At 43.6% G+C, this 877-nt stretch carries 1 pseudogene; it reads right to left on the bottom strand.

The features are described from left to right. Nucleotides 1-427: 427 nt before the first annotated feature. Nucleotides 428-877 (bottom strand): annotated as a pseudogene (locus HP566_RS02675) (hypothetical protein); the annotation flags it as partial.

Below are 877 nucleotides of genomic sequence, written 5' to 3' on the forward strand. Positions count from 1 at the left end.
AGACAATAATCGTGGTCTGGTGAGTCATGCTCATGGCTAGTAAAATAAGAAAAACGTACATCCCTCCCCCCATTAAAAAAGAGGTTAGGAATGATTCTCCCAATAGAAACATTACATATCCCCCCCCAAGCTGATAAGCGCAAATACGCTGAATAATATATTTGCCACAAACGTATTATAATTACGTGCCCGAATTTGCCAGCTTATTAGCGCCGGTTCATCGGCATGCTTCCAGGGGATTTGGGAGATATAGTCCTGCTTGGGTTGCATAAACCACATATACTTATCCTTGCTCTTCAAAGGTAATATGAACCATAAGCTAAAAGCAGTTCATTTCGTTGATACCCAGCTAGCGATCACACTTTAAGCGCTTTGAGTTTTAGCTTATCTGATTAACTTCCCTTGGTTAATTACCTTTTGAAAACTTTTATAATACATCGATTTTACCTTCTTCATACTGCGCATCAGGAAGGCGGTTCTTGAAGAACTGAACCCGTTCATCCAATTCATCTGCATGGCAATAAACAAGATGTGTTCGCGGCCTAAAGCTTGAGTTTCGGCTAAAGGGTTTCCACTGATAGGTGAGGGCAATAAGGCTTCTTTTTCGCCATACCTTTATGTGTTCCGTTTTTTTCCACTCCCACTCATGATGCTGGCTGTTGCGCTGCATTGCCTGATAGCCCTTGGAAGTGCCCATCATCCAAGCCATGAAGCCCATGCCCAGCGGCCCGATACCGGCAATTACAAAGGCAGGGTCAAGCAGCATAAGTATCACGACAATGGGCATTAAAATAATCGCCGACCACTTCAGAAATGGCTTAACGGCATCCATTTGTGGCTTCCAGGAACACTCCTCAGCAATATTTTCGGTAAAACG

Source organism: Vreelandella olivaria, assembly GCF_023507745.1.
Classification (GTDB): domain Bacteria; phylum Pseudomonadota; class Gammaproteobacteria; order Pseudomonadales; family Halomonadaceae; genus Vreelandella; species Vreelandella olivaria_A.